At 39.6% G+C, this 26,049-nt stretch carries 23 protein-coding genes and 1 pseudogene; 19 read left to right on the top strand and 5 right to left on the bottom strand.

Annotated elements, in window-relative coordinates:
• Positions 1–108: 108 nt before the first annotated feature.
• The 3 genes from clpX to tig all read right to left on the bottom strand — a co-directional run bounded on the left by clpX (position 109) and on the right by tig (position 3,662).
• Complete coding sequence (gene clpX / locus FY048_RS10920) at positions 109–1,422, bottom strand: ATP-dependent Clp protease ATP-binding subunit ClpX (RefSeq protein WP_042894773.1); 1,314 nt, start codon at positions 1,420–1,422, stop codon at positions 109–111.
• 106 nt (positions 1,423–1,528) lie between these two features.
• The gene (gene clpP, locus FY048_RS10915; RefSeq protein ID WP_003654845.1) at positions 1,529–2,134 is read right to left on the bottom strand and encodes an ATP-dependent Clp endopeptidase proteolytic subunit ClpP; all 606 of its coding nucleotides are present in this window, start codon (positions 2,132–2,134) and stop codon (positions 1,529–1,531) included.
• A gap of 193 nt (positions 2,135–2,327) precedes the next feature.
• Positions 2,328–3,662, bottom strand: a complete 1,335-nt coding sequence (gene tig / locus FY048_RS10910) for a trigger factor (protein ID WP_016139317.1) — start codon at positions 3,660–3,662, stop codon at positions 2,328–2,330.
• Positions 3,663–4,076: 414 nt separating this feature from the next.
• Here tig and FY048_RS10905 point away from each other — a divergent pair, with 414 nt between their 5' ends.
• From FY048_RS10905 to rdgB, 7 genes are all read left to right on the top strand, one after another.
• The gene (locus FY048_RS10905; protein ID WP_446091123.1) at positions 4,077–6,365 is read left to right on the top strand and encodes a TonB-dependent receptor; all 2,289 of its coding nucleotides are present in this window, start codon (positions 4,077–4,079) and stop codon (positions 6,363–6,365) included.
• 107 nt (positions 6,366–6,472) lie between these two features.
• On the top strand, positions 6,473–7,156 hold the full coding sequence (locus FY048_RS10900; RefSeq protein ID WP_446091122.1) for a Fe2+-dependent dioxygenase: 684 nt from the start codon (positions 6,473–6,475) through the stop codon (positions 7,154–7,156).
• 490 nt (positions 7,157–7,646) lie between these two features.
• Positions 7,647–9,344, top strand: coding sequence for a 2-isopropylmalate synthase (gene leuA, locus FY048_RS10895; protein WP_446091121.1), 1,698 nt, complete (start codon positions 7,647–7,649; stop codon positions 9,342–9,344).
• A gap of 84 nt (positions 9,345–9,428) precedes the next feature.
• On the top strand, positions 9,429–10,589 hold the full coding sequence (gene metX, locus FY048_RS10890; RefSeq protein WP_446091120.1) for a homoserine O-succinyltransferase MetX: 1,161 nt from the start codon (positions 9,429–9,431) through the stop codon (positions 10,587–10,589).
• Complete coding sequence (gene metW / locus FY048_RS10885) at positions 10,589–11,182, top strand: methionine biosynthesis protein MetW (protein ID WP_001217230.1); 594 nt, start codon at positions 10,589–10,591, stop codon at positions 11,180–11,182. The genes metX and metW overlap by 1 nt, the downstream gene beginning before the upstream one ends.
• Positions 11,179–11,766, top strand: a complete 588-nt coding sequence (locus FY048_RS10880; RefSeq protein WP_017391301.1) for a tetratricopeptide repeat protein — start codon at positions 11,179–11,181, stop codon at positions 11,764–11,766. Before metW ends, FY048_RS10880 begins: the two co-directional genes overlap by 4 nt.
• A gap of 174 nt (positions 11,767–11,940) precedes the next feature.
• Positions 11,941–12,567 (top strand): RdgB/HAM1 family non-canonical purine NTP pyrophosphatase, encoded by a 627-nt coding sequence (gene rdgB / locus FY048_RS10875; RefSeq protein ID WP_446091119.1) that lies wholly within the window; start codon positions 11,941–11,943, stop codon positions 12,565–12,567.
• A 209-nt stretch (positions 12,568–12,776) separates the two neighbouring features.
• On the opposite strand, the gene FY048_RS10870 is transcribed toward rdgB, so the two are convergent.
• Positions 12,777–13,652, bottom strand: a complete 876-nt coding sequence (locus FY048_RS10870; protein ID WP_446091118.1) for an AEC family transporter — start codon at positions 13,650–13,652, stop codon at positions 12,777–12,779.
• Positions 13,653–13,904: 252 nt separating this feature from the next.
• On the opposite strand from FY048_RS10870, the gene FY048_RS10865 reads away from it, so the two are divergent.
• The 5 genes from FY048_RS10865 to FY048_RS10845 all read left to right on the top strand — a co-directional run bounded on the left by FY048_RS10865 (position 13,905) and on the right by FY048_RS10845 (position 20,202).
• Positions 13,905–14,123 (top strand): Sec-independent protein translocase subunit TatA, encoded by a 219-nt coding sequence (locus tag FY048_RS10865; protein WP_003654829.1) that lies wholly within the window; start codon positions 13,905–13,907, stop codon positions 14,121–14,123.
• A gap of 12 nt (positions 14,124–14,135) precedes the next feature.
• A complete protein-coding gene (gene tatB / locus FY048_RS10860) occupies positions 14,136–14,570 on the top strand; it encodes a Sec-independent protein translocase protein TatB (protein WP_446091117.1) in 435 nt (144 codons plus the stop codon).
• Complete coding sequence (tatC, locus tag FY048_RS10855; protein ID WP_004794778.1) at positions 14,567–15,337, top strand: twin-arginine translocase subunit TatC; 771 nt, start codon at positions 14,567–14,569, stop codon at positions 15,335–15,337. The genes tatB and tatC overlap by 4 nt, the downstream gene beginning before the upstream one ends.
• 174 nt (positions 15,338–15,511) lie before the next feature.
• The gene (locus FY048_RS10850; protein WP_446091116.1) at positions 15,512–17,692 is read left to right on the top strand and encodes a PhoX family protein; all 2,181 of its coding nucleotides are present in this window, start codon (positions 15,512–15,514) and stop codon (positions 17,690–17,692) included.
• A gap of 176 nt (positions 17,693–17,868) precedes the next feature.
• Positions 17,869–20,202, top strand: coding sequence for a PhoX family protein (locus FY048_RS10845; protein ID WP_446091115.1), 2,334 nt, complete (start codon positions 17,869–17,871; stop codon positions 20,200–20,202).
• A 49-nt stretch (positions 20,203–20,251) separates the two neighbouring features.
• Here the strand turns inward: FY048_RS10845 and FY048_RS10840 are convergent, their stop codons facing one another.
• Positions 20,252–21,031 (bottom strand): NRDE family protein, encoded by a 780-nt coding sequence (locus FY048_RS10840; protein ID WP_446091185.1) that lies wholly within the window; start codon positions 21,029–21,031, stop codon positions 20,252–20,254.
• Positions 21,032–21,124: 93 nt separating this feature from the next.
• Between FY048_RS10840 and lgt the strand changes: the two genes are divergently transcribed.
• The 7 genes and pseudogenes from lgt (at position 21,125) to msrA (ending at position 26,014) form a co-directional block, all read left to right on the top strand.
• Positions 21,125–21,943: a prolipoprotein diacylglyceryl transferase gene (gene lgt, locus FY048_RS10835; RefSeq protein WP_092707274.1), complete on the top strand. Its 819-nt coding sequence runs from the start codon at positions 21,125–21,127 to the stop codon at positions 21,941–21,943.
• Between the two features lie 78 nt (positions 21,944–22,021).
• Positions 22,022–22,381 (top strand): hypothetical protein, encoded by a 360-nt coding sequence (locus FY048_RS10830; RefSeq protein WP_446091114.1) that lies wholly within the window; start codon positions 22,022–22,024, stop codon positions 22,379–22,381.
• An 11-nt stretch (positions 22,382–22,392) separates the two neighbouring features.
• Positions 22,393–22,762: pseudogene (locus tag FY048_RS10825) on the top strand (hypothetical protein); the annotation flags it as partial.
• 160 nt (positions 22,763–22,922) lie between these two features.
• Positions 22,923–23,765 (top strand): thymidylate synthase, encoded by an 843-nt coding sequence (gene thyA, locus FY048_RS10820; protein ID WP_003654809.1) that lies wholly within the window; start codon positions 22,923–22,925, stop codon positions 23,763–23,765.
• A gap of 44 nt (positions 23,766–23,809) precedes the next feature.
• Positions 23,810–24,319, top strand: coding sequence for a dihydrofolate reductase (locus tag FY048_RS10815; protein WP_446091113.1), 510 nt, complete (start codon positions 23,810–23,812; stop codon positions 24,317–24,319).
• A 14-nt stretch (positions 24,320–24,333) separates the two neighbouring features.
• A complete protein-coding gene (locus FY048_RS10810; RefSeq protein ID WP_446091112.1) occupies positions 24,334–25,389 on the top strand; it encodes an Lnb N-terminal periplasmic domain-containing protein in 1,056 nt (351 codons plus the stop codon).
• Between the two features lie 100 nt (positions 25,390–25,489).
• The gene (gene msrA / locus FY048_RS10805) at positions 25,490–26,014 is read left to right on the top strand and encodes a peptide-methionine (S)-S-oxide reductase MsrA (RefSeq protein ID WP_252610459.1); all 525 of its coding nucleotides are present in this window, start codon (positions 25,490–25,492) and stop codon (positions 26,012–26,014) included.
• Positions 26,015–26,049 lie beyond the last annotated feature (35 nt).

Raw genomic sequence — 26,049 nt, 5'->3', positions numbered from 1 at the left:
CAAAACTATGCGTATTTTGTATTTTTAAGATTAACACCACCCACATAAATTGAAAACAAAAAAAGCACGAATCACCGGAGCGATTCATGCTTTTTAGATGAATGAAATCTATGCAGACTTCGAATCAATCACCTTTAAATCAGCTTTTGCAACACTTTCATGTGTTACAGCTTCTTTAGGCTGACGCTCAGACTGATAAACAGGCTCTGCTTCACCATTAATTACCGCCTCATTAATAATGACTGTTCCGACATCATTACGGCTTGGTAAATCGTACATGGTTTCAAGCAGTACGTTCTCCATAATAGAACGTAGACCACGCGCGCCCGTATTACGTTCAAGTGCTTTCTTCGCAATCGCACGCAATGCAGAATCTTCAAAAATCAGATCAACATTTTCCATGGTGAAAAGATATTGATACTGGCGAGTTAATGCATTTTTTGGCTCAGTCAAAATTTGCATTAATGCTTCTTCGTCCAACTCTTCAAGAGTCGCTATCACCGGTAAACGACCAATAAATTCTGGAATTAAACCAAATTTCACTAAGTCGGTTGGCTCAACCTGACGGAACAATTCAGCAAGTTTTTTGGTTTCATCTTTGTTTTTAACATCAGCTGTAAAACCAATACCGCCTTTCTCTTGACGCTGCTGTACAATTTTTTCCAAACCAGAAAATGCACCACCACAAATAAACAAGATATTCGAAGTGTCAATTTGGATAAACTCTTGCTGCGGATGCTTACGTCCACCTTGCGGAGGAATAGAAGCAACTGTACCTTCAATCATTTTTAACAATGCTTGTTGTACACCTTCACCAGAAACATCACGCGTAATTGACGGATTTTCAGATTTACGCGTAATCTTGTCAATTTCGTCAATATAGATAATGCCCTTCTGAGCTTTCTCTACATCGTAGTCAGCTTTTTGCAAAAGCTTTTGTACAATATTTTCAACATCTTCACCCACATAACCAGCTTCGGTTAATGTCGTTGCATCTGCCATTGCAAATGGAACATCTAAAAGGCGAGCCAATGTTTGCGCAAGTAAAGTTTTACCCGAACCTGTAGGTCCAATCAGTAGAATGTTACTTTTAGCAATTTCTACTTCCTTAGACACCTGGCCATTATGACCAACTTTTAGGCGTTTATAATGGTTATAAACCGCAACAGATAATGTCTTTTTGGCAAGATCTTGACCAATCACATATTGATCAAGCGCAGCACGTATTTCATGTGGTTTTGGTAATGCCTTACTCGCCCAGTCCCCTGCTTCAACCTGTTGGCTGGTTTGTACAAGGTCTAAGCAGACATCCACACACTCATTACAAATATATGCGTCCTCACCTGCAATCAGTTTCCCGACTTCAGACTGCGTTTTACCGCAAAATGAACAATGTTTTTGTCCTTGAGGATGTTCGGACATATTCACTCCACAAATAGAATCTTAAATATTAGGGCAAGATGCACTGCATAAATAACTAAATGGAGATCTTTTTCAACATCTCAAGTTATTTATATTAAGAAGGTCCTTATGGACGCTTACTTAGCACCTGATCAACCAAACCATATTCTTTAGCAGACTGTGCTGTCATAAAGTTATCACGGTCAGTATCACGAGCAACTGTTTCGTAGTCTTGACCACTGTGCTCTGCCATTAAGCGGTTTAAACGTTCTTTAATAAATAGAATTTCACGCGCATGAATTTCAATATCCGATGCTTGACCACGGAAACCACCCAATGGTTGGTGAATCATGACACGGGCATTTTCTAAACAATAGCGTTTGCCTTTAGCACCAGCATTTAACAAGAATGCACCCATTGACGCAGCTTGACCCATACAATATGTCACAACATCAGGTTTAATAAACTGCATCGTGTCATAAATAGCCATGCCCGCTGTCACAGAACCACCTGGAGAGTTGATATAAAGGTGGATATCTTTATCAGGGTTTTCAGCTTCTAAAAACAACATTTGGGCAACAATTAGATTTGCCATGTTGTCTTCAACTTCACCTGTTAAAAAAATGACGCGCTCACGTAAAAGTCGTGAATAAATATCAAAAGAACGTTCGCCGCGAGAAGATTGTTCAACCACAACAGGAACTAAAGCATTTTCAATTGTTGGAACATACATACGTTATTTATTCCTAAATTTTTTGTGACTTAACCTATGGCAACAATATGCGGGATAATTTCTCAAATTGCAAAAGGTTCGCACTGAAATATTATATTATTTATACCTAAGTACTTAATGTCGCACTCAAATTAACCACATATTGAAAAACGAAAAAGGCGCTTAAAGCGCCTTTTTCTGACTTCTTAAAAGATTAGCCCATACGGCGAGCTTGTTGTTCTTTTAATAAATCATCATAAGATACAGGTTTGTCAGTCACTTTAGCAGCAGCTAAGATGTGATCAACAACTTGATCTTCTAATACAACAGCTTCAATTTGAGCACGTTGTTGAGCATCATTTTTGAAGTATTCAATCACTTCAGTTGGATCTTCGTAAGAAGAAGCCATGTCGTCAATGTAAGCATCAACGCGAGTTTGATCAACTTCAAGTTTAGCGTCAGCTAAAACTTTGCTCACTAATACGCCAAGCTTAACAGAACGCTCTGCTTGCTCTTTGAACAATTCGTCAGGAAGCATGCTCTTGTCAAAAGATTGCGCGCCTGCACCACCGAACTGTTGAGTGAACTGTTGAACCATTTGTTGACGTTGACGGTCAATTTCTTGAGCAACCATTGCAGTTGGAACTTCAACTTCGTTCGCAGCAACAAGTGCATCAAAAGCAGCTTGTTTAACTTGGTTACGTAAACCATTGCGAACTTCACGTTCCATATTCTTACGAACGTCAGCTTTTAATTTCTCAACGCCTTCTTCTTCAGTTACACCGAAGATTTTTAAGAATTCAGCATCAATTTCTGGAAGTTTTGATTTTTCAACTTGCTTCACAGTGATTTTGAATTGAGCTGCTTTACCAGCCAAGTTTTCAGCTTGATAGTCTTCAGGGAAAGTAACATCAATTACTTTCTCTTCACCAGCTTTCATACCAACGATGCCGTCTTCAAAGCCAGGGATCATACGACCTGCGCCTAATACGAGTTTAAAGTCTTCAGCAGAACCGCCTTCAAACTTTTCACCGTCGATAGTGCCTTCAAAGTCAAAAGTCACTTGCATGTCTTTTTTCGCCATGCCCTTGGTAACAGCCCAAGTTTGACGTTGCTTTTGCAAGTTTTCGATCATAGCATCAACGTCAGCATCTTTAATTTCAGCTGTTTTACGTTCAACTTCTAAACCGTCGAATGCTTGTACTGTAACTTCTGGATAAACTTCTACAGTCGCTTCAAAAACTAAAGCATCTTCTTTATGTTCAACTTTATCAATGTTCGGCATACCTACTGCATTGATTTTTTCTTGTTGAATTGCTTCAAAAACGCTATCACGAATGATGTCATTTACAACTTCTTGATAAATGCCCGCACCGTATTCGCGGCGAACAACGTTTTCAGGCACTTTACCTGGACGGAAGCCGTTGATCTTCACAGTTTTGGCAGTGCGTTTCAAACGAGCTTCAAATTGCTCGTTAATACGGCTCGTCGGTACAGAAACATTTAAACGACGGGCAACGCCCGAAACCGCTTCAGTCGTTACTTGCATGGCTTCCTCGATAAAAATTAGTGAGTAGGAACAGTTTTTTTAAAAGTGCTGTATTATATGACAACTTTCCAGATATACAAAATTAACCGACCACTTCATTTAAGTTAAGGTCGTTATTGTCGTAAATTTCACAGTAATTTTATGATTCTTTAAATATTTTTCATAAAGCCTTAAGTAAAACTAATTTTTTAGTTATTCTTCATAAATCTAAAATTACAATCAAAATCAATTTTTAATCGCTTTTACAAACAATCACTAAGAATCAGTAGATTAGCTACACAAAAGTACAATTCCCTATTTAATCATTCACTTTATCTTCACAATTCAATTGGCAAATCCAATTAACACAAACTGTACATATAAATAAGAATTATTATTATTCGCATAACCTTTTAGTTTTAGAGTCCTGAAGTCATGTCTTTGATTAGAACACGTAAAAAAATTGTTTCATCTGCGATAGCTTCATCGCTATCAATGATTGCAACAACAGCCATGGCACAAGAAGCAATTTCACAATTACCAACGATTCATGCTCAAGCGACTCAAGAAGAATCTTTAAAAGTAGATCAGTCAGCAAATTCTAAATTCGTAGCTCCCCTCAAAGACACGCCAAAATCAGTCTCTATTCTTTCTCAAAAATTAATTAAAGATACAAACTCTAATACCCTACTCGAAGCTTTACGCTATGAACCAGGCATTACTTTAGGTGCAGGTGAAGGCGGTACCCCATTTACAGATATGCCTTACATCCGTGGTTATAGCGGTCAATCTTCTATTTATGTTGATGGTGTTCGCAATACAACTTCACAAAGCCGTGATATGTTTGCCATCGAACAAGTTGAAGTGATTAAGGGCTCTTCTTCTGCCCTAGGTGGTGGCGGTAGCGTGGGTGGAAGTATCAATTTAATTCCTAAAGTTGCTCATGAAGGTGACGTTTACCAAGGTAGTGTTCAAGGTGGTACTGACAACTATCGTCATATCCAACTCGATGCCAACAAAGACTTCGGTAACGGAATTGCTGGCCGTGTTGTTATTATGGGCCATGAAAATGAAAAAGCTGGTCAAAGTAACGGCGCTGAATATGCCCGTGCAGGTATTGCATCAAGTCTGGCGTTTGGTCTAGATACGGCAACTCGTGGAACACTAAGTTACTACTATTTACGTAGTAATGATGAACCAGATGCAGGTATTCCATTTAACAATGCAAACCCAACGACTCCTCCTGCTGGGGTTATTGTGACTCCTGGTGATGGTAAGCCTGTTGATGTAAAAGCGGGTACCTACTATGGTTGGAAAGCACGTGATTTCGATAAACGCGAAAACCATATTGGTACGTTTAAGCTAGAACATGATTTTAATGAAAATCTTACCTTGTCGAATGTAGCAACTTACAACAAATCTAAATCTGATTATGTTTATACGAATGCTGATGACTCTAAGGGTAATATTTACAGAGGTACAATAGCTCGTCGTGCTTTAAGCCGTATTTTGGATAGCGATGCTTATAGCGATCAACTTTCTTTAAGAGGTAAATTTAATACTGGTTCATTAAAACATTCTTTTAATGTTGGTACTGAATGGAGCTTCCAAGAAACTGATCAAGGTGTACATACATTTACTAATGCTGCAGGTGAAACCACCTCAACCATTTTAGACAGCAATATTCAAAACTGTACTTCAGCTGCCGCCGTAGCAAATGGCTGGTGTACAAGTTTAAATAATCCAGGAAATGGTGCATTTACTGATAAACGCGGATCTATTACAGCACAATCTACAACGCGTAGTCATAATGTAGGTGTTTATGCTTTAGATAGTATTGAATTTAATCCACAATGGTTACTTAATGTAGGTGTTCGTTGGGATAAATTCGATACTGAGAAAAAATATAATAAGGACGTAGGTGGACGTACACCTCATAAAGCCGGTGATAAACTAGAAAGCGATACAGATTACTTCTCTTACCAAGCTGGTTTAGTTTTTAAACCAACAGAAGATGGTAGTATTTATTTAAGCTATGCAACTTCAGCGAATCCTGTAGGCGTGCTTGCTGAAGGTGATACAGGTTCAGATTCTATTAGCGACTCAGGGACTGCAAGTGCGAGTGCAAATGATCTAAAGCCAGAAGAAGCTCGTACGTTTGAACTAGGAACTAAATGGGACCTATTTAATAACCGTGCTAATTTAACTGCAGCAGTTTTCCGTACTGAAAAGCAAAATACTCGTATCCAAATTGACCCGAACACGACTACTAATGCAGGTAAAAGTAAAGTTGATGGATTCGAAATTAGCTTGAACGGAAAGATTACCGACAAATGGGATGTATCTACAGGTTATAGCTATTTAGATAGCGAAATCACTGAAGCTGCATACAATGCTATCGCTCAGGAAGGAAAACCTCTTCCGTTCGTAGCTAAAAACAGCGCGACTTTGTGGTCAACGTATAAAGTTATGCCTCAATTGACTTTAGGTGCTGGTGTTGAATACCGTGATCAAGTTTTTGTGAACACAACTGCTCCAAAATACTTGCCAACTTATACTATTTACAACGCAATGGCTAAATACGATGTGAACAAGAACGTAAACTTACAGCTTAATATCAATAATATTTCTGATAAGCGCTATTTCACAAGTGCACATGCAGCACACTACGCGTTTGAAGGTAATGGTCGTAATGCAGTCTTAGCGATTAACTTTAAGTACTAAGATTAAATTCCATAATTTATTTATGGAATTAATTAAAGTTCATATAAAATAGCCTCGTCACGAGGCTATTTTTACAATTGAAGTAACTATATTAAAAGGTGTTTGCTGTGATTCATCATATCCCTAATGTTTTAAGCAAAGAGCAAGTTGCCGAATTTCATAAGCTCATGAATGACGCAAGTTGGGTAGGTGGAAAAGTGACTGCTGGCACCTTGTCTGCGTCGGTTAAAAGAAATCAGCAACTCTCTGAACAAGACCCGCTTACCCATCATTTAAGTGATATTGTCATTAAAGCAATTTGGCAAAATCCAGTATTTCAGGCTGCGGCCCTTCCCCACAAAATTATTCCACCGCTTTTTAATCGTTATGATGAACATGAAAGCTTCGGTTTTCACGTGGACAACTCAATTCGTCTTATCCGTGGGACTTCTGAGCAGCTCCGCACCGATTTATCTTGTACATTGTTTTTAAGTGAACCTGATGAATATGAAGGTGGTGACCTCGTTATTGAAGACACTTATGGTTATCACGAAGTTAAATTACCCGCAGGTGATGTGGTGCTCTACCCTTCGACCAGCCTTCATGAAGTCAGTAGCATTACGTCTGGTACTCGTTTCGCTTCTTTTTTCTGGGTTCAAAGTTTGGTACGCGACGATAGTAAACGCCATCTTTTATTTAACTTAGATGAAAGTATTCGGGAATTGCGTAAAGCACACGGCGACAACTATTCAGAAGTCATGAAACTCACCAATATTTATCATAATTTAATTCGAATGTGGTCAGAGCTGTAACTACATTTATTTTTGCCTTATTGAGATCATGTAGTTTCTTTTACCTTAATATGGCAAAAACATGAAATTTTTTTTCTCAAAAACATAAAACTGCGCAAAATTAGAAAATTATTTTCTAATTTCTGAGATTAAAATTACTATAAGAATTTTGCACAAGGTGTAATCGTTGTTTAGATGTGATATATCTAAATATCAAGATTACCAGCAAACCATCAAACCATCAAACCATCAAACCATCAAACCATCAAACTTATTATTTCACGGTCTAGAGATGAAAACAAATTACTTGTTTGCCCAGCCTACTCAAGCAAGACATCATCCGCAACTCCTGATGCTGCGCCAAGCGCGCGTATAAAAATTTTGTCTGCTTTCTAAAGCAGTACTTTGCAATTCCCTTTAATTTTTCTGAATTAGATACCATATATTAAGTAGAGACGTTGCCTTTTAAATATATCCAGAGCAACTGCGCTACGAGACAAGGAGTTTTCTCATGATGTTGGCTGACCCAAGCAAAAAATACCGCCGTATGTACCAACGAGTGGATTTACCAGATCGCCAATGGCCAAATAACGAAATTACAAAAGCGCCAATCTGGATGAGCACCGACTTACGTGACGGCAACCAAGCAATTTTTGAACCAATGGACATGGAACAAAAATTCAAAATGTTCAAAATGCTTGTAAAAATCGGTTTCAAACATATTGAAATCGGCTTCCCTTCTGCATCTCAAATCGACTTCGATTTTACGCGCTTGTTGATTGAAGAAAATCATATTCCCGATGACGTATATATTGAAGTTTTGGTTCAAGCACGTGACCACTTAATTGAACGTACTTTTGAATCTTTGGCAGGTGCTAAACGTGCAATTGTGCATATTTATAACTCTAACTCTCCAACCTTCCGTCAAAAGGTGTTGAATGTAGATGTTAATGGCGCAAAACAGTTAGCAATTAATGCTGCTCAAAAAGTTAAAGAATATGCGGCGCAATATCCTCAAACGGACTGGATTTTCCAGTACAGCCCAGAGTGTTTCTCTGCAACTGAATTAGAAGTCGCTAAAGATGTCTGTGATGCCGTCACAGAAATTTGGGATGCGCGTCCAGACCATAAGGTGATTTTAAACTTACCAGCAACTGTAGAAGTTTCTACGCCAAATGTTTATGCAGACCAAATTGAATGGATGCATCGTAATTTGGCCCGTCGCGATGGCGTGATCATTTCTGTTCACTGTCACAATGACCGTGGCTGTGGTATTGCCGCATCAGAACTTGCAATTATGGCAGGTGCTGACCGTGTTGAAGGTTGTGTGTTTGGTAATGGCGAACGTACGGGTAACGTTGACGTTGCTGCTATTGCGTTGAACATGTACACCCAAGGTGTAGCGCCAGAGTTAGATTTCTCTAACATTAATGAAGTGATTGCAACGGTTGAGGAATGTACTGGCTTACCTGTACACCCTCGTCATCCATATGCAGGTGACTTGGTATTTACAGCATTCTCGGGTTCACATCAGGATGCAATCAAAAAAGGCTTTGAGTACCAGAAAAACGAAGAAATCTGGGACATGCCTTACTTGCCAATCGATCCGAAAGATTTGGGCCGCGACTACGATGCAGTTATTCGTGTAAATAGTCAGTCTGGTAAAGGCGGTATCGCTTACTTATTAGAAGCGAACTACAACGTTGTGTTGCCTCGTCGTTTACAAATCGAATTCAGTCAGGTTGTTCAACAATATGCTGATGATAATGGTACAGAAATTAATGCAAAAGAAATCTGGACCTTATTTAAAGACACTTATGCTGATGTGAAAAATCACCATTACACAGTCAAAAACTACAGATTATCTGACATTAATGGCACTCAAATCATCGAACTTGATGTTGATGTTGAAGGTGAAACTCAACAACTTCGCGGTGAAGGTAATGGACCAATCTCTGCATTCTTAAATGCGCTTCAGTTACCAATTGACGTGTTGAACTATGAAGAACGCAGTATTAGTTCTGGCGCAAATGCGAAAGCGTTAACCTTGATTGAACTTCAAGTGAAAGGTACAGGCAGAGGCTCATTTGGTGCGGGTGTTCACGACAACACAGTCACCTCATCAATTGAAGCAATTATTGCATGTACCAACCGCTTGATTGATCAAGGTGTTTTAAGTACAGAGCAAGTTATTGCTGCCGCTGTTTAATTTTAAAAAAACTCTTTTGAAAGGATACCTAGCTTGGTATCCTTTCTTTTTATTCCTGAAAGATTTAAAAGGCGAAATGTTCCCGTGTCTTTTCCAGCTGATTCAGTGGGGTTAGTCACTCCGCAAAAGTTCCAATTTGAAGAACCATTACATCTTGAATGTGGTCGTGTTTTGCCACGTTTTGAATTAATGGTTGAAACTTATGGCACTTTAAATGCAGATAAATCAAATGCCATTTTAATCTGTCACGCTCTTTCCGGACATCATCATGCAGCGGGTTATCACCATGAGGATGATAAAAAAGCTGGCTGGTGGGATGGCTGTATTGGTCCGGGTAAGGCAATCGACACGAATAAGTTTTTTGTAGTTTCACTAAATAATATTGGTGGATGTAGTGGTTCAACTGGCCCAACGTCACCAAATCCTGAAAATGATAATCGCCCTTATGGACCGGACTTCCCATTAGTTACAGTACGTGACTGGGTCAAAACGCAAGCCATGCTTTCAGACCTTTTGGGTATAAATATTTGGTATGCCGTTATTGGTGGCTCTTTAGGGGGCATGCAGGCACTACAATGGTCAGTAGACTATCCTGAACGCTTACAAAAATGTGTGATTATTGCCAGTGCACCAAAGCTTTCAGCACAGAATATTGCATTTAACGAGGTGGCGCGTCAGTCAATCTTGTCTGACCCAGACTTCCATCATGGTCGTTATTTAGAAAATGATAGTTACCCGAAACGCGGCCTGATTTTGGCTCGCATGGTGGGCCATATCACCTATCTTTCAGAAGAAGCAATGAAACAAAAATTTGGCCGTGATTTAAAATCTGGCAAATTTATGTATGGTTTTGATGTCGAGTTTCAGGTTGAAAGCTATCTTCGTTATCAAGGCGAACAGTTTAGCCGTAACTTTGATGCCAATACTTATCTCATCATGACCAAAGCTTTGGATTATTTTGATCCATCACGTGAATACAATCATTCGTTAACAGAAGCGATGAGTAAAACCAAATGTCAGTTCCTGATTGTGTCATTTACAACAGACTGGCGTTTTGCCCCTAGTCGCTCTCAAGAAATTGTAGATGCACTTATTACCAATCATAAGCCAGTAAGTTACCTCGATATTGATGCAGAACAGGGTCATGACTCGTTCTTATTCCCGATTCCACTGTATGTCAAAACCATGCGCGCTTTCTTAGGCGGTGAAGAACATTTAAAATCGACATCACTGGAGGCAAGCTAATGCGTATTGATCAACAACTGGCAGAAAAGTGGATTAAACCCGGCTCAAGCGTACTCGATTTAGGGTGTGGCGATGGTGAATTACTCGCTCATATGAGCCAAAAGCATCAAATTCGTGCTTATGGTTTAGAAATTGATCAAGAAAAGATTGCAATTGCCGTCAGTCGCGGGTTAAATATTATTCAACAAGATTTGAATCTCGGTTTGAGCCGTTTTGCCGACCAGTCTTTTGACTATGTGGTTATGGCACAGGCTTTGCAAGCTGTAGATGCACCGGATGTTTTATTAAGAGACATGGTGCGTGTGGGTAAACAGGCAATTATTACTTTTCCAAACTTTGCGCATTGGAAGACTCGCTCTTTTCTTGCATTAAAAGGAATGATGCCTGTATCGGATGCTTTACCATATATGTGGTATAACACCCCCAATATTCATTTATGTACATTTAAAGATTTCGAAGCACTTTGTGCGGAAAATCAGATACAAATTATTAATCGACTCGCCGTCAATGGAAATCAGCAGGGAAGCCTGTTAAGCAAACATGTTCCTAATTTGTTTGGTGAAGTCGCTATTTATCGAGTGAGTGCACTATGAAAAAGACATTATTTAGCACACTATTTGCAGGACTGCTAAGTATGCAGGCTCATGCAGATTATATCGCCCAGCCACAATCGGTTGCGAGTCAGGCTGCACGCTTTTCAACAATGGGGGTGAGTGACCTTCAGAAAGCTGCAAAAGCTGGTCAAGCAGGCGCACAATTTTACCTTGGTACACACTACCAATATGGTAAAGATGTAGAAAAAGATGAAAAGCAAGCTTTCACATGGTTTAAAGCAGCAGCTGATCAAGGTTTATCACCAGCTCAATTAAACGTAGGCCGTATGTATGCCGACGGTATTGGTGTTAGAAAAGATGAGTCAATGGCTCGCAAATACTTCGAGAAAGCAGCAAGCAATGGTGATAACCGTGCAAGCTATAACCTCGCGATGATGGAAGAGCAAAAGAAAAACTACGTAGGTGCTTACCAGTGGTATGAGCTTTCAACTCGTGATGGCATGCTCGACAATAAAGTAATTAGCTTATCAGAAGGTAAGAAAACTGCTCTTGCGGCTAACTTGACTCAAGAACAAATCCGTACAGCACGTGACCGTGCAGACAAATGGATTCAAGCACAATAATAACGGTTCATCCGTAAAAAAACCTTACTCGACTAAAACCACCTTGTATGCTCTACAAGGTGGTTTTAGTTTAGATCGTCTCATTTATATTCTATTTGTTTCCCTCTATATCCCCTCTTAAAAAACACGTAACATAACTCACGTTCGATATTAGCTATAAAGTTTGGTTTTATTATGTCTACCCCACATTGGTTTGATCAGGGCAGTTTAGTTCTTGCCAGCAATAACAAAGGTAAAGTCACTGAGTTTGAAAAACTTTTTGAAAAGCTTAAGTTACCTGTAGAAATTATTCCTCAAGGTCGCCTTAATATTCCCGATGCAATTGAAGATGGCTTAAGCTTTATTGAAAATGCCATTATTAAAGCTCGTCATGCCTCTCAAATTTCAGGTAAACCTGCTATGGCTGATGACTCAGGCATTTGTGTTCCTGCCTTAGGCGGCGCACCTGGTATTTATTCAGCACGCTATGCTGGAGAACACGGTGACGATGCAGCGAACAATGCCAAATTATTAAATGATCTTTTACCATTTCGTAAAAATGGTGAAGTGATTGAAGGCATGTTTGTGTGTGTGCTTGCTTTAATAACCCATGCTGAAGACCCTTTACCACAGATTTTCCAAGGCATCTGGCACGGCGAAATTTTAGAAGCTGCACGTGGTGAAAATGGCTTTGGTTATGACCCACTGTTCTGGTTGCCTGAGTTACAAGTTTCTAGCGCTGAACTGTCTAAAGAAGACAAGAATAAGATTAGTCATCGCGGGCAAGCGATGCAGTTATTTAGAGAGAGTTTGCAGAAGTAAAACTTTTATCGGTTTTAGTTTAACTTTAAAGCCATTTGCTATCGTGCTAGGCGACATGGATTTCGCCCGTCGAACTGCAACATCAAGGATGTGTCGTCAGTTCGACAAATGGTTTTGTTACTTTTGACGAAACAAAAGTAAATATTACCTACATACACAAAACAAGCATATAACCACTATTCTAAGGCCGGATGATCTAACTGGCTTCCCTAGAAATAAAGATGCAAAAACACAGCATAAATCGCAATACACACACAACTCACAATCGTCCCTGATGCGATATAAGCAGCAGATCTTCCCGTTCCTTGATAATGTGTTTCAAGCGCTACAATATTGGCTGCTGGTGGCAGACAAAACATTAAAAACATCACTCCAATGTGCTGACTTATATTTGGAATTGGTAGAAATCTATACGTTAGTCCACAAAGAATAAGTCCACATACCACTTTAAATGTTTGAGCTTTGGTACTGTAAATTAAGTCTTTGGCATAAACTCGGGTACAGCGTAACCACATTCCGAGCACACACATCCCAGCAAAAGTCATTACAAATTTAGCTACCTCATAAATCCAATGTATAGCTGGATGTTCAATATGTTGAGCACCTAAAAGTCTGAGGACAAGTGCACAGAATATCGAGATACAAGGTGGAGAGCTTAAAACCTTTTTTAATATGTTGAGCTTGCTTTGCGGTGCCGTCGTTACAGCAGTTACGGCCCATGCATTTCCAAAAATCGAAACACCAATATATAGCGCCACTATCGGAGCAGTAGCTTTAGGACCAAATAATGCCATGGCAAAAGGAAAGCCTAGCCATCCCATGTTGGTATAGCTCACACAAAGCGCTAATAACCTGTCTTTAAATAACGCTAAATAAGCAAAGAACAGAAGAAATGCAGAACCGAAGCTAAAGAGCATTAAACTCAAACTACCCGGTTGATAAAATACCATGTTGTAAATAATAACAACTGGAATAAGCAAGCGTGCAAGCCATGCTGAAAGGATAGGTTTTAAAGTTTCTGAAATAGAAGTCTGGGCAAGCAGAAGTCCGACAATAAAAGCAAATATTGGGAGCAATAATGCCACGTTTTATCCTTTCACCCATCAAAATCAGTTTGTTATGCTACACCTTTTCAAAATGAAATGTACTCTCCTTTTCAAGTAATTTAAGCGTATATTTTCCAGCTATCTCTAAAATAAAAAATCAAATACAGCCTTTATAGAACTACCTTTTTAGATTTTGACTGACGGCTATTGTCTTAAAAATGACATATAAATGTCACATTGTTGTCATAGCAACCTGTTGATATAAAGCGAACTGAAAAGAGGTATAAGATCATGGCCGGTTTATCTATTTGGCACGTCGTTATTTTTGCAATTGTCGTTATTTTATTATTCGGTACATCTAAATTAAAAAATATCGGTAAAGACGTAGGCGGTGCAGTAAAAGACTTTAAAAAATCAGTTCGTGAAGAAGACGAAGCTGCTGCGCTTAATACTCCACGTACAATTGATGCCCAAGTCAAAACCCCTGACAGCACATCAGTGAAAAGCTAAAGGTTTTCCACCATGCTTGATGTAGGAATGACAGAGCTACTCTGTTTTGCAATTATTGCAATTTTAGTTTTAGGCCCAGATAAACTACCAGAAGCCGCACGCTTTGCTGGTCGCTGGTATGTTCGCCTAAAACGTTATATTACCAATTTGCAAAATGAGATTGATCAAGAGTTGCGTCTTTCTGAATTTCGAAAAGAAATGCAAGAAGAACTCAACCGCATTGAAGCACTAGAACGTAAAGTACAACAACAACTTGAAGAAATACAAAAACAGACTACTTCAGACAACTCAGAAAAAACTGAGGTAGCTGAAACGATATCTCAGTCTACGATGTACTCCCCTGTATCGGGTAATTATGAAGTGCCCTTTCTTGCCAAATTTACACCTTTGGCATCTCAAAGCGACACTTTAGAAACACCTCCCGTAAAATTGAAGATTGCCGTATGAACCAACTGCCTTCAACGACTGTAAATACACAAGAAAATTTAGACCAAATGCCAATCATGAACCATTTGGTCGTTTTAAGACGTCATTTATTTAGGATTGTCGGGGTAACATTATTTTTATTCTTTTGCTTATTACCCTTTCGAAATAACACTTACCAATTATTATCTGAACCTTTAAGGCTGCAACTTCCTGCATCATCTTCAATGATTGCTACTGATGTAACTGCAACCTTTATGGCGCCTTTTAAGCTCAATTTATTTGTCGCGCTTGTGCTGGCAATGCCATTTATTCTTTATGAAATCTGGACTTTTGTCCGCCCAGCGTTATATCAAAAAGAACGTCATTTAGCGCTGCCATTACTCATCGGCAGTATTGTTTTGTTCTATGCTGGAGTTGCCTTTGCATACTACATTACACTTCCTGCAATTTTACATTTCTTTATTAGTGTATCGCCTGAAACTGTTGCACCTATGACGGATATTAATAGCTACCTAAGCTTTTGCTTAAAGCTGTTTTTAGTTTTTGGTGTCACTTTTGAAATTCCAATCGCGACGCTTCTACTGATTTTAATTGGTGTGGTAAATACAAAAAGTCTTGCTGAAAAAAGACGTTTTATCATTGTGGGCTGTTTTTTTGTAGCGATGTTCATTACCCCACCTGATGCAATCTCTATGGTGATGTTGGCTATCCCGATGTGGTTGCTTTTCGAACTTGGATTATTGTTCGGTAAAATTCTTGAGAAAAGAAAAGCTCAATCTGCTGAATAAAATAATTTTTAAGAAAAGCCTGAACCTCTAAGTTCAGGCTTTTTTATATAGACCACTTTTTAATCTACAAAGCCATAAACTGTCTTCAAAGTGACTTAAAAATGTAAGAAAAGTGTCATTTCCAGTCCATAGAATCAACTCAACAAATATACTCACAAAAGTTACGGATTTATTATGACAACTGCTTCTAACCACCCAACACGTCGCGACATTTTAAAATGGTTTACGGGGATCCCTTTTCTTCCATTAGGTGCGATGGCTACGGCAGCAACGTTAGCAGGATGTAACGATAGCAATGATGATTCAGACGTTACCACTCCATCAAAACCAATTAACTTTAAAAATGCAACGTTCACATCAATGCCTGCACCGTCTACTGTAGCAGAGATCGCAACAACAGCATGTGCATCAAAGCTTGCTATTTCATGGGAAGATGGCAGTAAAACTGAATATCAACTTGCTTACAAACCATTCTTCTTAACAGGTACAGAAGTTCCTGATGGTAAAGGCGGAAAGATTATCGCGGGTGGTTATGTTGACATTAATAATAAGCCAATTATTGACAAATCAGTTGCAGGTAAAGAACGTCAATTCTTCTCTGACTGTCCAGATGGTAGTTCTCTGATTAGCTTCAAACAAGCAACTGGCAAAGATTTCACAGATGCAGACAAGAAAGCATTAGGTGTAACTGGTAACCCGGTGTTCCATGTGGTTCAGTTTGAATATTTATCAAAAGACCAAAATGGTGGTGATACGTACGGTAAATTATCATCTCCGATAGCAGTGCTAACTTTAGATCAAGACCCGAAAACTGGTCATTTGACTTTAATTAAATATCACAATGTAGACACTTCAAGTGCACATGGCCTATGGATTACTTGTGGTGCAAGCTTATCACCATGGGGAACTCATTTATCGAGTGAAGAATATGAGCCAGATGCTTTCAACCAAAAGTTAGGTCAATCACTTTCAACACTTAAAGCATTCAGTAAAAATGTGTATGGTGATGAAAATGCAGCAAACCCATATAACTACGGTCATTTACCAGAAATTACCGTAAATGCAGATGGTACGGGTCGTGTGACAAAGCACTACTGTTTAGGCCGTATTTCACATGAGCTTGTGCAAGTTTTCCCAGATAACCGTACAGTTTTGATGGGTGACGACTACACCAATGGTGGTCTCTTCATGTTCGTTGCAGATAAAGAGAAAGACTTATCTGCCGGCACACTTTACGTTGCAAAATATACAACAGTACTTACAGATACAACGACAGGTCAGATCTCATGGATCAAGCTTGGTCATGCAACAAGTGTAGAGATTGAGAACCTAATCAAGAGCGGTATTAAAGGAACTGATATTTTCGAATCAGTTCTACAAATTGCCAAATATCCAAACGATGCAACGACAGCAGAAAAAGATGCTATTGATGCAGGCGATAAAGGTACTCCTGAACAACAAGTTTTAGCAAAAGCTGCGAAAGATCGTTTAAAACTCCAACAAGCTGCTCAAAAAGCAGAATTAGAAGCACAAGGTTTCAAATTTACTTATTTGAGCAAAACTGGTGTTTATCTAAAGCTTAAAGATAACAGCGACAAAACTAAACTTGCAGCTGCTTTCCTTGAGACACACCGTTATGCTGCTTACGTTGGCGCTTCAATGGCATTGACTAAGAACGAAGGTACGACTGTAAATATTGCAGATAAACGCGCATATTCAGCTTTAGCTAACATTGTTGATTCAATGGTTGAAGGTGGTAGCGGTTACCTTGCTGAGCACAACGTTAAATTCCCAAAAATCACGGCTGGTGGTATTTTGGAGCATAAACTGACAGGAGGTCAAAAGGACAGCGCAAATGTAGCAATTAACAGTGAATGGGTACCTAGCCAATCTAGTCTTCTCATTAAAGGTAAAGACATTAGCTTTGACAGCTTAGGTAACACTGCTGACCCAGAACAGATTGCTAGCCCTGACAACTTGAAGTTCTCTGAAAAGTTACGTACGTTATTTATCGGTGAAGACTCTGGTAACCACTTAAATAACTTCTTATGGGCTTACAATGTCGACACTAAACAGCTCATCCGTATCTTGTCTACACCAGCAGGTGCAGAGTCAACAGGTCTACACGCAGTTGATGAAGTAAATGGTTGGACTTACATCATGAGTAACTTCCAACATCCAGGTGATGAATGGAACCGTTTCTACAAAGAAACTAACGGTGTTCGTACTGGTATCAGTGCAGATTTACTTTCGCAAATTGATACAGCCATTAATACAAACTACAGCAATAAATTTGCAGCAGCGGTTGGCTATATCACTGCCGACCCAATTGCTCCATCTGTTGTAAAAAAATAATCTCTTTCACCAAAATAGAAGAAACCTGCCTTGTGCAGGTTTCTTTTTTTGACTAAACGATCAAATATTTCACAAACCTATCATCAAAACGTCAAAGCCTCGTCACACTACCCAACTAAGCTAATGAAGATTTTTAGAACAATCTCTTTATTTCTTTACTTACTTAGGAATTTCCCATGACAGAGCTGACGCCATATCATGAAGATCAAGAACTGGACAATAATACTTCTGACAACATCCACTTTCGTGACATTTTAGAACAACATGTAAGTCGCCGTAGTTTAATTACTAAAGCAGCAAGCGGTGCTGTAGCTTTAACTTTAGCCTCTACTTTAACAGGCTGTAATGATAGTAATGATGACTCAGGTTCTAACAACGGTGGAATCCCACCGGTAGACCCAAATAAAAAACCAGAAAAATTAACTTTCACGGCAGTTGCAAAAAACCACAACGATATTGTGACTGTACCAGAAGGCTATGAAGCAAATGTCATTTACGCTTTAGGTGATTCAATCAACCCTGCTTTTGGCGACTGGGATGACAATAATATTCCATCTGGTCCAAGCTTCCAGTTCCGTTCTGGTGATTGCCATGACGGTATGCATTTCTTTGGTTTAAATACGTCAAAAAACAACTTTGATGAAAGTGTTTCGACTGAAGGTTTGTTGGTAATGAATCACGAATATATCAACCAGACCTTCTTGCACCCTAAAGGCCCAACAAAAGTTAATGGACGCCGCCCTGAAGATGAAGTGATTCGTGAAACCAATGCACATGGCGTTTCAATTGTTCATATCAAGAAAGATGCAACAACTCAAAAAGTAGTAATTGATAAAAAATCAATTTTTAACCGCCGCATTACAGCATCAACAGAGATGAATTTTGCAGGTGTTGCTGCTGGGTCTAGTTTGCTTGCAACTCGTTTCTCACCTGCTGGTCGTCAAACTCGTGGTACCCATAATAACTGCGGTAACGGTTATACGCCTTGGGGCACATACTTAACTACCGAAGAAAACTTTATTGGTTATTTCCAACGTTCAGGTAGCGATGAATATGCACGTACCGATGCAGAAAAAATTGCATTAAAACGTTATGGTTTAGGCGTTAAAAAAGATGAACTTTACCTCTATGAGAAAGATGAAAAAGGTGCTCCTAAAAAAGATACAGAGGGCAAGATCATTTATTTAAAAGATAAAAACGGTGAGTTAATCCCTAATGTTGATGGACAAGGGCGACAAATTTATTTAGGCACAAGTTCACGCTACGGCTGGGAAACAGCAATTGGTCAAGTTGAGTCACAAGACTTGTATGACCGCTGGAATGCCGATGTAAAAGCTGCACAGCCTACACAGGACTATCGCAACGGACCAAATACTTTCGGTTGGATGGTTGAGATTGATCCTTTTGATAACCGTCTAAACCCAGTTAAAAGAACATCGTTAGGCCGTTTTGCACATGAAGACAGTGCTTGCCGTGCTGTAGCAGGTCAACCATTAGCATTTTATATGGGCGATGACTCTCGCGGTGAATACATCTACAAATTTGTCTCTAGCGCAGTGTGGGATGCCAAAGATGTAAACGGCGGTTATACGACTGGCGACAAATATATGAACGCTGGCAAATTGTATGTTGCCAAGTTTAATAACGATGGTTCAGGTCAATGGATTGAACTTAGCTATGGTAAAAATGGCTTAAATGAAAGCAACACCACCTACCCTTTCAAATCTCAAGCGGACGTTGTGACATTTGCACGTTTGGCGGGCGACTCAGTCGGTGCTACCAAAATGGACCGCCCAGAATGGTGTACAGTCAATCCAGTAAACGGCGAAATTTATGTAACTCTAACCAATAACTCAAACCGTGGTAAAGATTATGCAACTGATGCAGCCAATCCACGTAACTATACAGACCTTAAGGATGGAACAACCACCCAAAAAGGTAATGTGAACGGTCACATTATTCGTTTTAAAGAAACCGATGACAAAACGACTGCTGAAACCTTCAAATGGGATATCTACCTATTTGGTGCAGAAGCATCTATGGCTTCAAACATCAACTTATCGGGTCTCACAGACAACAATGATTTGTCATCTCCTGACGGGATGTGGTTTGACCCACGTGGTGTGCTTTGGATTCAAACAGATGATGGCGCATATACTGATGTTACGAACTGTATGATGCTTGCTGCACTACCTGGTCAGATTGGTGATGGCGCTGCTGCAACTACTTCAAATGGCCAACAAACGTTAGTCGGCGCTAAAGTTACAGACTCAACATTACGCCGTTTCTTGGTTGGACCAAAGCAATGTGAAATTACAGGCATTGCCATGACACCTGACCACAAAGCTATTTTTATTAATGTTCAACATCCTGGTGAAGATTCTAAAAATTATGCGACACCAGACAGTAACTGGCCAGCAACCCAGAAAGACCCAAGCAACAAAACTGCACGTCCACGTTCAGCAACTGTTGTGATTACCCGTAAAGATGGCGGTGTAATCGCAGGCTAATTTGTTTATGCCTATAAAAATGCCGATCAATTGATCGGCATTTTTATTTCTATCGATTTAAGAGAACCTGCTGCTGAACAATTTGACCGCTGTATTCACCCTGTTGAGTCTTTTCCAACCAAAGCCATTCATTATTGGTCATTCTTAGAAAGTTCGAACAGCGTGTTCCGTACACGGGACTTTGAATAAAGGTGGATGATAATAACTCTTCCATTTCTGCTTGAATGCCAGTATTCGGTAATAATGCCGTTGTGACCTTACGCTCATCTTCCAGAATATCCCACGCCGCATTTTGCAAGGTTAATTCTTCTGTCTGGTGTTGAAGCATAGGCAAAAACTCTTGCGTAAAGCGCGTTCGTAAATGTCTGGTTTTTTCCCAATGTTCAGACATCAAGCCATTGGAAACTACATAAACACCGTTAGCCAATACTTGAGGAGCTTCACCTCGGTTACTCATATAGACAGCTTGGTCAGCATTTCCCATAAACAAATTAAAACCAGCAAAGTTCTGTTGCTGCTGTTCTAATTGTTGAGCAAATCGAATCGGCAATAAATCAGATTCTAAAAAAGCCTGAACCAAATGGCCCCGAGAAGTTTCATAAGTTTTTTGGTCTCGCCCATCACGAAAGTTGGTTAAAACAGCCCATCGACTTTGAGGGGTAACGCCCATCCAAGTGCCACCCGACTGTAAGTCCTGCCCTGCAACAATTGGTGTATGTTTCCACTGATGCAACAAAGCTGTTGGACGATGATAAAACTCATCCCGATTTGACATAAGACACAAGGGCATATCATCCAGAACATGCCATGCTAAAGCCACAATACACATTAATTCTTGTTCCCTATCTTTACACATTGAATGTACAACATTTTTCACATCATTCCGCTACAATCTGTCAAAACGTAAGATCAAGGAGCAGCAATGCTGACCTATCCTAATATCGATCCGGTCGCAATACACTTAGGACCTCTTCAAGTCCATTGGTATGGACTCATGTATTTATTGGCATTTTTATGTGCTTGGGGACTTGCTTCCTACCGTGCGAAACAACGTGATGGCTGGACATCAGACATGGTTTCCGACCTAGTGTTCTATGGTGCCCTAGGTGTTGTTCTGGGCGGTCGTGTCGGCTATGTCCTTTTCTATGAGTTTGATAAATTCCTCGAAAATCCGATTTGGTTATTTCAAGTCTGGACAGGTGGCATGAGTTTCCACGGCGGCTTTCTCGGTGTTATGGTTGCTATGCTATTTTGGTGTAAAAAATACCAAAAAACATGGTTCCAGACGCTCGACTTTATTGCCCCTTGTGTACCAACTGGTTTAATGTTCGGACGCATTGGTAACTTTATTGGTGGAGAGTTATATGGTCGTGCTGTAACTGACCCGAATTATCCATTCGGTATGATCTTCCCAACGGATCCGTTACACCTGGTTCGCCATCCATCACAAATCTATCAAGCGCTTTGTGAAGGTTTGATTCTATTCATTATCTTGTGGTGGTTTAGTTCAAAACCGCGTCCACGTATGGCTGTTTCTGCCCTATTCCTAATGGGATATGGCGTTGCCCGCTTTGTTATGGAATTCTTCCGTCAGCCTGATGCCGACCAAGGTTTTATTCTGTTTGGCTGGATGACGAAAGGACAGATTCTAACAATTCCAATGTTGCTAATTGGCCTTTGGATGATGTGGTATGCCTATCAAAAGAAAATTTACGACTGGGGTCCACAAAAGAATAGTTAACATCTAAATCAGAGGAGTTTCGGCTCCTCTTTTCTTTTTTATGCTACAGTTTTTATTCTCCCAAGATGAAGATATACCATGCTGGAATTCTGGTTTAACACGCAAGTCCCGACATTTAAAAAACTAGTGATTTTAATTATTACGCTGCTTATTTGCATTGCGCTATATCAATACCAACCACTGCCTTTAGATACGATTCTGATGTTTACTGGAACTGGGGTAATTTTTTTAATTTGCCGTTACTTTAAATTGCACTTTGCTCAAAAAAATCCGACTGGGTTATTTTACCGCCTCTTGACTTGGATACCTATCGCACTTCTATTCGCTCTAATTTTTGTTAAAGCAATGCCTAACTTGCTGATCTGGGGCGTTCAGGGAATTGCTTTTATGGCGCTGGCAGCTTTTATTTTTTCACCGCAATCACTTTTTAATAAATAGGTTTTGTTTTCATGTTGGCTTATTGGTACAACGCTCCGCGCCATATCAAACTCATCTTTATTGTTGCCGTTTGTGTGGCAGTTTACGTAGCTAATCAAGTTCAGCCCTTGTCTCCTATTTATACAGTACTCAGCCTTATTTTCGGTTTTGGTTTACATGTTGGACATTACTTAAATAGCAAAATTTCAAATAACAAATCATATAAATCGAGCGTTGGACTTTTAAGCAGCATCTATCCTATTTTTATCATTGTTATTTTGATGTATCTGCTTCCTGCTCAGGACAAATGGATTCTTGCGATACAAGCTTTAGGCTTTGTACTGGTTGGCTTTTTCCTTGTTTCAATTTATCAAAATCGTGCCAAGCGATTTGATTAATTACACCCATTGAAATGCTATAGAACCATTTTTAGATTTTCATCTTGAGCTACAACAGGTATCATCTTCAGTGGTTCATGATGAAGCAGCTCTATTGCGTAATTATTTATCGTTGAGCTATCTCCCCCTTTATTTTATGGAATTAATCCGAACTCGAGAGTGTTATGCGTGCATATTTAGACCTTCTACAACATATCCTTGATAATGGCGGTGACAAAGGCGACCGTACAGGCACAGGAACCCGTTCTGTATTTGGTCATCAAATGCGTTTTGATCTCTCTAAAGGTTTTCCTTTACTCACCACAAAAAAAGTTCACTTCCGTTCTATTGTGATTGAGTTACTTTGGTTTTTAAAAGGCGACACCAACGTCCAATATCTAAAAGATAATAAAGTTTCCATTTGGGACGAATGGGCAACAGCAGAACAAACTGCTCGTTTTGGCCGCCCAGAGCATGAGCTTGGCCCAGTGTATGGTCATCAATGGCGTAATTTCGGCGCAACCAAAAATGCTGACGGTACTTATAATCAAGATGGTTTTGACCAGATTAAATGGTTAATCAATGAAATTAAAACCAACCCAAACTCACGTCGTTTAATTATTTCTGGTTGGAACCCGAACGAAGCTGGACAAGTAGCCTTACCACCTTGCCACACGCTTTTTCAATTTTTCGTACAAGATAACAAGCTGTCATGCCAACTTTATCAACGTAGTGCAGACGTATTCTTGGGCGTGCCTTTTAACATTGCGAGCTATGCTCTACTCACCCATATGATTGCTCAAGTGTGCGGTTTAGGAGTCGGTGACTTTGTTTGGACAGGCGGTGATACGCATCTTTATGTCAATCATTTTGAACAAGCACAACTTCAATTGACACGTGAACCTTTACCACTCTGCCAATTGAAACTGAATCCAGAAGTAAAAGACTTATTTGATTTCAAATTTGAAGATGTTGAAATTGTAGGTTATGAGTCGCATCCTGCAATTAAAGCACCAGTTGCAGTATAACAACGACTCAAATTTCATTAGGTTACGGTTTAGAGAATAAGATTATGGCATGGCAAAATGTAGAAGTTGTTCACGTTGTGGCAATGGATAAAAACCACTGTATTGGTAAAGGCAATGCGTTGCCATGGCATATTTCTGCCGACTTAAAACATTTTAAAGAAATCACCCAAGGTGGTGTGGTTGTGATGGGTCGTAAAACCCTTGAGTCTATGGGCCGTACTCTACCAAACCGTGTGAACTGGGTCATTACCCGTGATATTAACTGGCAATTTGATGGCGTTAAAATTGCCTATTCAATTGAAGATGCTTTAAATGCAGCTTTAGAAGATGTAAAAAATACTGAAAAGCAGGCATTGTTCATCATTGGTGGCGGTGAGATATTCAAGCAAACTTTGTCAATTGCAGACCGTCTTGAACTTACTCATGTTGACTTAGATGTGCAAGGTGATGCACATTATCCAACAATACCGAGTGAATTTCATAAAACTGCAAGTGAACAGCAAGTTGATGAAAAATCAGGGACTTCATTCGAGTTTGCCACTTATAAAAAATAATTCAATGGATGCCTATGCACAATATCGGAACACGTGAATTTATTATTGCTCTAGTTTTTGGGCTGTTACATAGTCTATTCACGCTGTTTATTGTGTTTTCTAGTATTTGGGTATGCGTAGCGCTCTGGGTTCAACAACCTTTTGGCTGGTTAGGCAGCCGCATACTCATTGGCATCTGGATTGCTTTTGCGCTGAGTATGGCGGGCCTATATGTTGAAGGCCATCTTGTTAGCCGCCGTACAGATATCCTGATTTACCTTTTAGCATTTGCCTGCTCTCTCGTTTGGTATTTTTCAATTACTGCACGTCAAGACCGTGACTGGAACCCTGAAGTTGCCAATATGCTGAGCTATGAAAAGCATGGCGATGTAGTCACTTTGCATAATGTCCGTAACTTCAACTGGCACCCCGATGGAACCTATGATGTTCGCTGGGAAACTCGAACTTTTGACCTCAACCAGTTAAATGGAATAAACATCATTGCCTCTTACTGGATGGGACCACAAATTGCCCATACACTGGTCAGTTTTGAATTTGCACACCAACAACCTTTAGTCTTCTCAATCGAGATTCGCAAAGAAAAAACTGAAGAGTTTTCGGCAATCGGTGGTTTTTTTAGAAAATATGAACTGAGCTTAATTGCTTCTGATGAAAAAGATATTGTCTATACGCGTAGTAATGTCCGCAAAGAGCAAGTTTATAATTTTCCTATCAACATGCCTCGATCTGAGCAAAAAGCTTTATTTTTAGAATATCTTAAAAAATCAGATGAGTTACGTACAAAACCAGAGTGGTACAATACACTCACGAGTAACTGTACAACTCTCATTTTTGATATGGTTCAAGCGATTAACCCATATCAACTTCCTAAAGATTATCGTCTAATCGCTTCAGGTTACTTACCTAATTATTTATATGATCTTAAAGCACTTAATCAAAACGTCAGTTTAAAACAGTGGTATCAAATTGCGCATATCAACCCACGTACTGCAAATTTTGAACAGCTTTCAGATCAGAGTAGTGAACACTTCTCTCAAATCGTTCGACAAGGTTTACCTAAAGCTAAATGAAATAAGTAATGCACTTTTCTTTACTTTTTTATACATGCTTTACTTTGTATTTTAAATACATAAACCCTATTGTAATAGGTAGGAAATAGAGGGAAAAACAATGCAACAGGCATTATTTGGCGGCGGCTGTTTTTGGTGCGTCGAAGCTGTATTTTTACAAATACGCGGTGTAGAAAAAGTAACTAGTGGTTATGCAGGTGGGCACACGACTAACCCTACTTACGAGCAAGTATGCCAAGGAGATACCCAGCACGCTGAGGTGATCTTGGTAGATTTTGATGAAGAACAAGTAACATACTCCCAGTTACTCGATGTATTCTTCGCGACTCACGATCCAACGACTTTAAATCGCCAAGGTAATGATATGGGCACGCAATACCGCTCTGTTATTTACTATTATAATGAAGAGCAAAAGCAGGCAGCAGAACATACAATTCAAACGCTAAAAGATGATGATCTTGATATTGTGACTGAACTGTCCCCTGTTCCGACGTTCTATCCAGCCGAAGAATATCATCAGAATTACTATGCAAAGAATCCTTCACAAGGTTATTGCAACTTTGCAATACCACCTAAGTTGCTCAAGCTCTATAGTAAATTCCAGCATCTTATGAAAGATCAATAAATTACAGCAATAAAAAAGCAACCGATTTGGTTGCT

It is taken from the genome of Acinetobacter sp. 1124_18A (assembly GCF_052824995.1).
This window is presented reverse-complemented; position numbering and strand designations above follow the sequence as displayed.

Excerpts from the sequence above, each read along its gene's own strand:
- FY048_RS10830 (WP_446091114.1), top strand. The coding sequence starts at position 22,022 with ATGCTGGAATTCTGGTTTAACACGCAAGTCCCGACATTTAAAAAACTA.
- rdgB (WP_446091119.1), top strand. The coding sequence starts at position 11,941 with ATGTCTACCCCACATTGGTTTGATCAGGGCAGTTTAGTTCTTGCCAGC.
- msrA (WP_252610459.1), top strand. The coding sequence starts at position 25,490 with ATGCAACAGGCATTATTTGGCGGCGGCTGTTTTTGGTGCGTCGAAGCT.
- FY048_RS10815 (WP_446091113.1), top strand. The coding sequence starts at position 23,810 with ATGGCATGGCAAAATGTAGAAGTTGTTCACGTTGTGGCAATGGATAAA.
- FY048_RS10865 (WP_003654829.1), top strand. The coding sequence starts at position 13,905 with ATGGCCGGTTTATCTATTTGGCACGTCGTTATTTTTGCAATTGTCGTT.
- leuA (WP_446091121.1), top strand. The coding sequence starts at position 7,647 with ATGATGTTGGCTGACCCAAGCAAAAAATACCGCCGTATGTACCAACGA.
- FY048_RS10905 (WP_446091123.1), top strand. The coding sequence starts at position 4,077 with ATGTCTTTGATTAGAACACGTAAAAAAATTGTTTCATCTGCGATAGCT.
- lgt (WP_092707274.1), top strand. The coding sequence starts at position 21,125 with ATGCTGACCTATCCTAATATCGATCCGGTCGCAATACACTTAGGACCT.
- thyA (WP_003654809.1), top strand. The coding sequence starts at position 22,923 with ATGCGTGCATATTTAGACCTTCTACAACATATCCTTGATAATGGCGGT.
- FY048_RS10850 (WP_446091116.1), top strand. The coding sequence starts at position 15,512 with ATGACAACTGCTTCTAACCACCCAACACGTCGCGACATTTTAAAATGG.
- FY048_RS10845 (WP_446091115.1), top strand. The coding sequence starts at position 17,869 with ATGACAGAGCTGACGCCATATCATGAAGATCAAGAACTGGACAATAAT.
- tatC (WP_004794778.1), top strand. The coding sequence starts at position 14,567 with ATGAACCAACTGCCTTCAACGACTGTAAATACACAAGAAAATTTAGAC.
- clpP (WP_003654845.1), bottom strand. The coding sequence starts at position 2,134 with ATGTATGTTCCAACAATTGAAAATGCTTTAGTTCCTGTTGTGGTTGAA.
- tatB (WP_446091117.1), top strand. The coding sequence starts at position 14,136 with ATGCTTGATGTAGGAATGACAGAGCTACTCTGTTTTGCAATTATTGCA.
- clpX (WP_042894773.1), bottom strand. The coding sequence starts at position 1,422 with ATGTCCGAACATCCTCAAGGACAAAAACATTGTTCATTTTGCGGTAAA.
- tig (WP_016139317.1), bottom strand. The coding sequence starts at position 3,662 with ATGCAAGTAACGACTGAAGCGGTTTCGGGCGTTGCCCGTCGTTTAAAT.
- FY048_RS10840 (WP_446091185.1), bottom strand. The coding sequence starts at position 21,031 with ATGTGTATTGTGGCTTTAGCATGGCATGTTCTGGATGATATGCCCTTG.
- FY048_RS10810 (WP_446091112.1), top strand. The coding sequence starts at position 24,334 with ATGCACAATATCGGAACACGTGAATTTATTATTGCTCTAGTTTTTGGG.
- metW (WP_001217230.1), top strand. The coding sequence starts at position 10,589 with ATGCGTATTGATCAACAACTGGCAGAAAAGTGGATTAAACCCGGCTCA.
- FY048_RS10880 (WP_017391301.1), top strand. The coding sequence starts at position 11,179 with ATGAAAAAGACATTATTTAGCACACTATTTGCAGGACTGCTAAGTATG.